The organism is Clostridium sp. HBUAS56017 (assembly GCF_007115085.1).
GTDB classification, from domain to species: Bacteria; Bacillota; Clostridia; order Clostridiales; family Clostridiaceae; genus Clostridium; species Clostridium cibarium.
The window spans coordinates 1-7,794 of sequence record NZ_SULK01000044.1 but is presented as its reverse complement, the minus strand read 5'-3'; the positions used below and the strand labels follow the sequence as shown (position 1 = coordinate 7,794).

The window sequence follows — 7,794 nt, the reverse complement described above, 5'->3', positions numbered from 1 at the left end:
TCATATTTCCTAGACTCATTTATAATTTCATCCTTTGCATCCAACTTACTTCCTCCCATATATAATTAGCTTGCTCTCACACTAAATATAAATTACTCTTTTCTAAACATTCTCTATAGTGGTTTTTATTTCACATAATTCCACATTTATAGCAATGCACATATAAGTATACTATAAAATTAAATAATTTTCTTCTACTTTCCCCATATTTTTCTATAAATCGCCTTTCCTCTACAATCTCTTATATGTACCTGATTATGAAAAAATTAATGAACTTAAAAGCAAACAATTTAGATTTAAACAAAAGTACCCTACAGGTTGACTTTTTATCTGTCCAACCTATAGGGTACTTTTTAATTATAAACATTAATTTTATAATTGTTATAATATATATTTAGTTACAGTTACCTACATTCATTATTACAATGAATGCAATAATATTACTTTTATTATAATACAAATTTTCTGTTTAAGTTAAAAATATCCATTTAATTGTTATGAATTGTTAACACATCTCTGCTAAATACTAGGGCTATTTCCGCCTCTCCTGACGAATACCCCCATCTAAAGACTATATCGCCATCAGTACAAAGGTGAATAGCAAGACCCAAATAGTCTATTTCGTCTGTACAATTTCTGTATTTATTAAATCCTATTGCAAAGATATTTTTTATCATCTTTTCTGATAAGACATTATCTTTTCTCCACCTAATAGATAATTCTTTTATTTCTCCAGCTCCAACAAATAATGATCATACATCAGTTAAATATCTTTGAGCTAAAAAAGATTAATGCCACATTACTGAAACATTAACCTTAATTTTAAGTCTTAAGTTATTTTATAATGATGTAGCAACTTCTAGCTAAGCTTGAATTTCTTACTATATTCCTGATTTATATTTAGAAGTTCTTCAGCAGGTACTGTTTTTTTAGCTGCTTTTTCTATTTGGACCTCTTCTGACCATAGGAAAGGATATATTAATATAGCTTCATCAAAAGTTAAATTACCAACATCATCCTTCCATTTATTCCACCTTAACGTACTATAAAATTCATCTGTATTTCCCATTGCAATCCAAGAAATAAATTCAGCATATTTCATCTCTAATGATTCCCACTTTAATGTGTCTGGAGCAAAATATCACACAGCTCCTATTTCATCTGGAAACTTTCCAGCATTTAATGCAAATACCCCACCAACAACATCATCTGCAACTATTAACATCTTTTCAATAGCATTACTAGCTCCATTTTCATCTATTTTATTATATGAAAGTATTCCTCTATTTTCTTGATTTTCTGAACCTAGTACTCTAATCCAATTGTCAACAGTAATTCCAGACGTATTAAATAAAATTGAGCCAAGAGCTGATTTTGATGTTATTTTTAGAATATCTAGTGTATTCTGCCCATCATTAGTTTTATTTTTATTTAATTTTATGCTTTTACTAGAATCACTAAACATTTTATTTAATTCTTCCCATAAATTATTATTTATATTACTCATTTTACACCTCATATTTTTCATTTTCTAATCATCACCAGTTATCTTATATTTTACCTTAGTTCCGTCAGGATATGGTCTTAGTTGATGGCCTTGAACCTGAACCTCTATTATCAGACTGGTTTTCTAATGCCTTATCCTTGGGTTTCACTATAATTCTTTTGAATTATGTATTTATCACATATATTGACACTAAAAAATAATGAACCAACCTAATTAATTTCAGCTGATTCATTTCATATTTTCACTGCATTATTACAATTATGGGTGTATTATTCTCTTTCATTTTAGCTGTAAAGTTAATTGATAGAATAAACACTGTACTCCTATAGTATATATAATTATTTTATAGTAAGCTATTAATAACTGCATTTAGTTTTTGTCATAGATATATACTAGTTGCTTCTAGACAATTTCTAATATTTTATAATTTAATCATTGTAACTATAAAACCTCTGATTGTTTCATTTCATTTATTTCAGCATCAGTAATATCACTAAATAACAAACCATAAAAAGTATTATTTTTATCAAAAAGAATATAGTTGTTATGATTGACTTCATATCCAATTAAATCATCTAACTGTTCTGAACTTAATAAATATATATTCCCTTTATCGAAATGCAACTTGAAATTTTTCATACATCTTTCTTCTGGGTAGTTTAAATCCATATCAAAACCATAAAATTCAATATTCTTATTAATAAATTTAATATTTAAGTTCACGCTAGTTTGTTTAATTTTTTCATCTTGAGCAAAAAAGCTTACGTACTCAATCAAATTATTTTTAGGATTAATAGCTATATCCAAAGGTGGTTTTTTCTTATCTTCATAAAAACAATGATAGTTTTGTCCAATTGCTTTTTTATCTGCTTTAACTTTAAACAGTACTAACCCTTTACCCATACTTTCAATATGTCTTGAATAACTAATTTTAAAATCTGTCTCTTTAATTTTCACTCTAATTCACCTCTTTACTTTAGCATTTTTGCATGATATACAACGCCTGTTTCTGTATTTATTCCTAGCTCCCAGTTTCCATATGTTTCAAAGTATCTTCCAGGGGCTTTTTTTGCAAGGTCTGCCATAGCTTCATTTAGAGAAGCTGAATAACTTTCTAACATTTCTTGACTTCTAATACCAATACTCTCACTCTCTGTTCCAAATCTAGAAACATACTCACCCATATGTTCAGTTGCATTTGCATTTGTCCACAAGACATTTGAACCTGTTGTTGAATTAGTATATGAGATACCTTCCCTTAATTTCACTTGGAATGTTGCAGGTATTTCTGTTCCCGGCATATTTCTAGCTGTTCCAACAATATCCTCCCAAATTGTAGCATTACTTATCCCCCTCAGTCCACTTACATCAACAATCCCCTTTAAAACAGGTATCTCATCAGTAAATATACGCTCATAGCTATATTGCTTATACTTTCCTAAATATTTAGGGTCAATCTTTTGAAAAAACTCTAGCTCATCATCTGTAAGACCTATATCATTTCCAAACATGTCCTTAACAATTAGCTCTCTAAGTGAGTATATATACACATTCCCATTTTTCCTATACGATATGATAGGTGGTATTTCATTTGCCTCATCACCAAAATATATCTTTCCTGATAAACTCATACCAAGAAATTCTGTATTAAGATATTTCTTTGCTTCTTCTTCACTAAGAAGATAATCTTCATAATCTTGAAATTCCTCAGGTATTTCAATTGAAAAAAGAGCATATCATTTTCCGATAAACTCTTTTCTTAAATTATAAACCTAAATTTATTTTATCTAAGCATTCATATATAGTTGCTTTTTCTTCTTCATGTTTTTTTATATACTCTTCACAAATCTCAATTAGATATTTACTTATTGTCACTCATTACATTTTTACACTCTATACTCTCTATTGCTTTTCTTATTATTTCATGTAATTGGTCATACTGCCATTCTATATCTCCTATAGCTAAGTGAAGTTGTATAAATTGACTTAATATTTCTTGACTATTCTCTTTATCTAATCTATCTATATTTTCTAAGATTACCTTAAATCTATTTGTTATTTCTGATATTTCTTTTATATTTTCCTCCTGCTCTTTTTCTTCTTCATCTGAAATAATAGAATTATTCATTTTCTTATTTATTTTTTTTATCAACTCAAATGTATCCTTTACACTATTTTCTATATTCATATTCTTACTTCAACTTCCTTACAATTGCATTTTTGTATTAACCTAATATATATTTTTTTATTAATACTATTATAACTTATCCATCTATTTTAGTGCCTTTAGTTACTGCTATCCTGAATATCCAACATATCATTAAAAATCAAATCTTCCACTGAATACTTTTCTCCATTCATCATATTAACAGAATCATTTTCTACATTGAGCACTATCTCATTAAATTGTGAATAATCTATTTCTGTATATCCTTTTTTCTCCAAGTATTCTTCTATAATTTCATATAAATTAGCTTGATTTTTGACATAAGGCTCTGTTCCAAATCCATCTAACACAGGATATATCTTATTGTTATCATAGTTTTCTACCTCAAATTCGTGTTGTATATAAAAAATAGAACTAATCTTTAATATTTGTAGTAATGTACGATATGATACTTTAAATAGACCATTTTCATAGCTATCAAATTTAAAGTACCATCTTTGAGATGGAAAACCTTCTATGTTTTCTTCTGTTATATTTCTAACATATCGTTCAACTTTTGTATTAAATTCCTTATCAAACTCTACGCTCTCTCTACATTTATTTTTAAAATATTCATAATCCTTGTTTACATATATTTTTTTTATTAAATCATTTAATAGTTTTTCCATATTCCATCATCCTTCACTTCATCTTAAGATTATGTTCTCCTGAAGTATTAGCCGGCTTTGTTTGCTCGAGATCAAAATTCACTTCACTTTTATGTTTCCCTTTAGCATTTAACATTTCAATTCTACCATGTTGTGAATCAACTGCATATAAATTTCCTGTTTTACTATCCCTATATACATCTCTTCCATTTATCCTAGACAGCTTATTATCTTTACCAAATCCTTTATCATATGCTTACACTTAAAGAATCGCTGAAAAGATTTTAATCATCTATCATTTTCTACTGAACCAGTAACTTTAGCCTGTACTCAATACTTTTAAAATTTAATGTCACTCTTGTTCACAGTCTTTTAAATCTCTCTTGCATTTTGTGAAAGTGATTCACACCAAATCAAAGATTTGGGTTCTCTACTTTTCTAATGTGTTATCGTCGCTTTTAATATAGTTCTTTTGAACGATGTATTTATAGCCTATATTAACTTCTAAAAAAATAATGAACCAGCCTACTTTGTTTCAGCTGATTCATTTAAAGCTTATCTTACTACATTATAATACTTATTACTTAATTGTTATACAGCCACTTACATTCGTTTTTTGTAGCAAGTATATTTACTGTAAATTTTAAACTATAATTCTTCTGATTCATGTAACATATTCAACAAATCTGAAAATGTATTACAGATAAAACTAATAGCATTTTCTTTATTATTAAACGCCTTTTCATGTTCCCAGAATACTACTGTTGGTTGTTCATTGTTCCTATAATCAAAACATATTAAATTTCCAAAAGGATCTTCTGCAAATGGAATTATTTTTTCTAATAATCTATCATTTACATCATTATAAGTTTCTATCATATTACTGCAGTCTTCTTCATCAAAGCTCAATAGATTATTAAATACTTCCCCATTGCCATTCAAATTGAATCTGTTTGGCTTAGGATAGCCCCCATCATTCTTCATTACTATTTCAATATAATCTTTCGGAAACTTTACGCCAAAAGTATTTTCTACCTTTGAGATAATTTCCACTCCAATATTATCATTTTCACATATCCATCTTAGATTGTTATTCATTACTATTCCTCCTTATTTATTTCCCGGTCCCCATATACTAAACCCACCATCGTGCCCAGTTTTCTTATGAGTATTTCTATCAACTAATTGCATTAATCCTGGTTCTTGATTATGATGCCATGTAAATCTTTTAGGAACTCCACCTTCTTTAAAAATTTCAATTTCCTGTTGAGTAAATTTACTAGCTAAATCAGAATTATTTTGAATTTCGTTATATAATGATTTGCTTGCCCTATCAAAATGTGTTCCCCTAGATTTTAAATAATCTGCAGGTGCAAGATTTATATTATATTCTGACTTAAAAATTGGAAATCCATTGTTATCAAATTTAACACCTGAAACTGGGTGAATCTTTCCTGCCATGCTTAATCTGCCAGTAGGGTTACCTATCCCCCTCAGCCCACTTACATCAACAATACCAATTGAAACAGGTATCTCATCAGTAAATATACGCTCATAACTATATTGCTTATACTTTCCTAAATATTTAGGGTCAATCTTTTGAAAAAACTCTAGCTCCTCATCTGTAGGAACTATATCATTTCCAAACATGTCCTTAGCAATTAACTCTCTAAGTGAGTATATATACACATTCCCATTCTTCCTATACGATATGATAGGTGGTATTTCATTTGCCTCATCACCAAAATATATCTTTCCTGATAAACTCATACCAAGAAATTCTGTATTAAGATATTTCTCTGCTTCTTCTTCACTAAGAAGATAATCTTCATAATTTTGAAATTCCTCAGGTATTTCAATTGAAAATGGATTTTTATCATTATTTTTTTCTATATCCTTAAATACATCTCCATCGCCATCTCTTTTTCTAGCTAGAAGATTCTCCATATGACTTAAGTTCATTGATAAACTTCTCTTAATTATATCATCAGCATTATCTAATTCCCTTACTGCATAATTAAAATCATCATATGGCTTATCAAATTCTTTTACAATATTATAAGCGTAATTCTGTAATTCTTGCAACTTTCTCTTTTGAATCATTGTGCTTACTTTATTTGCACGATTTAATACTTTATCTGTTCCCCCCTTTGGAGGTAGAGCCTGCTTTATTATCCTTTAGAAGTAGATCTCACCTTTCCTAATATCAACCACTATTTTATTACAAAAAATAACGAACCAGCCTACTTAAATTTCAGCTGATTCATTTCATCTTTTCACTGCATTATTAATATTATGTAGTATAAATCTAGATTAACTTTATTGATTTATATTACTATTAACTTTTTACACATATTATGCATCTAAATTATTATTTTTTTGCATTAAGTAAGCGCTATTTCAATTTATTAACTATATACTTTACCTTATTTCTAATTTCATTTTCACTGCAATACATATTAGGAATCTTTAATTCTTCCTCATCATCTGAGAATCTACCAGTCATCTCACATAACTTACCGAATTCATAATTTTCATCTGAACTTAGCTCATCATAATCTACTTCCAAATCATAAATTCTTGTAAATTCACTACAGAATATCTTTATTGCATATGAACCATTTAGCAATCCATTAATTAAATACCATAAACTTTCTTTTTCTGTCATAATTATTCACTCCTATTTCTTAATTGCAGGTAAATTCCCCATAGCTTTTCTAGCATATTCAAAATGATAAACTGTATTGGTTGCTTTATCGTACAAAACTTCTAAGTTGTACAACTTCTCATTTATATTCATTGTTGTATAATACATTGTAGCACTTGAACCTCTAGGGTCTGGTAATCCCTCTCCATATCTAATAGCATCTTGTAATGTCTGAACAGGTACTTGTCTAGCGCTTTCACCCATATGTTCTAATGCTTTACTAGAAAAGTTTAATCCTTCATCTATACTAGAATATTTAGTAGCATTACTTATCCCCCTCAGTCCACTTACATCAACAATCCCCGTTGAAACAGGTATCTCATCAGTAAATATACGCTCATAACTATATTGCTTATACTTTCCTAAATATTTAGGGTCAATCTTTTGAAAAAACTCTAGCTCATCATCTGTAGGACCTATATCATTTCCAAACATGTCCTTAGCAATTAGCTCTCTAAGTGAGTATATATACACATTGCCATTTTTCCTATACGATATGATAGGTGGTATTTCATTTGCCTCATCACCAAAATATATCTTTCCTGATAAATTCATACCAAGGAATTCTGTATTAAGATATTCCTCTGCTTCTTCTTCACTAAGAAGATAATCTTCATAATTTTGAAATTCCTCAGGTATTTCAATTGAAAATGGATTTTTATCATTATTTTTTTCTATATTCTTAAATACATCTTCATCGCCATCTCTTTTTCTAGCTAGAAGATTCTCCATATGACTTAAGTTCATTGATAAGCTTCTCTTAATT

General features: G+C 28.6%; 9 protein-coding genes and 1 pseudogene. All 10 read right to left on the bottom strand.

The features are described 5' to 3' along the window. Window positions 1-859 precede the first annotated feature (859 nt). Window positions 860-1,507 (bottom strand): annotated as a pseudogene (locus FAY47_RS21075) (DUF2625 family protein). A 441-nt stretch (window positions 1,508-1,948) separates the two neighbouring features. After that, complete coding sequence (locus tag FAY47_RS19570) at window positions 1,949-2,464, bottom strand: hypothetical protein (RefSeq protein WP_143318610.1); 516 nt, start codon at window positions 2,462-2,464, stop codon at window positions 1,949-1,951. Between the two features lie 14 nt (window positions 2,465-2,478). After that, window positions 2,479-3,138, bottom strand: coding sequence for a hypothetical protein (locus FAY47_RS19565; protein ID WP_143318609.1), 660 nt, complete (start codon window positions 3,136-3,138; stop codon window positions 2,479-2,481). A 230-nt stretch (window positions 3,139-3,368) separates the two neighbouring features. Further along, complete coding sequence (locus FAY47_RS19560) at window positions 3,369-3,695, bottom strand: hypothetical protein (protein ID WP_143318608.1); 327 nt, start codon at window positions 3,693-3,695, stop codon at window positions 3,369-3,371. A gap of 98 nt (window positions 3,696-3,793) precedes the next feature. Next, on the bottom strand, window positions 3,794-4,342 hold the full coding sequence (locus FAY47_RS19555) for a hypothetical protein (protein WP_143318607.1): 549 nt from the start codon (window positions 4,340-4,342) through the stop codon (window positions 3,794-3,796). A 13-nt stretch (window positions 4,343-4,355) separates the two neighbouring features. Further along, window positions 4,356-4,535 (bottom strand): colicin E3/pyocin S6 family cytotoxin, encoded by a 180-nt coding sequence (locus FAY47_RS19550; RefSeq protein ID WP_243129678.1) that lies wholly within the window; start codon window positions 4,533-4,535, stop codon window positions 4,356-4,358. Between the two features lie 434 nt (window positions 4,536-4,969). Further along, complete coding sequence (locus FAY47_RS19545) at window positions 4,970-5,419, bottom strand: SMI1/KNR4 family protein (protein ID WP_143318605.1); 450 nt, start codon at window positions 5,417-5,419, stop codon at window positions 4,970-4,972. 12 nt (window positions 5,420-5,431) lie between these two features. Continuing rightward, on the bottom strand, window positions 5,432-6,424 hold the full coding sequence (locus FAY47_RS20710) for an HNH endonuclease (protein WP_207706276.1): 993 nt from the start codon (window positions 6,422-6,424) through the stop codon (window positions 5,432-5,434). A 292-nt stretch (window positions 6,425-6,716) separates the two neighbouring features. Next, a complete protein-coding gene (locus FAY47_RS19535) occupies window positions 6,717-6,989 on the bottom strand; it encodes a hypothetical protein (RefSeq protein ID WP_143318604.1) in 273 nt (90 codons plus the stop codon). A 12-nt stretch (window positions 6,990-7,001) separates the two neighbouring features. Next, the coding region (locus FAY47_RS19530) for a hypothetical protein (RefSeq protein ID WP_207706275.1) at window positions 7,002-7,794 on the bottom strand (793 nt) is incomplete at its 5' end.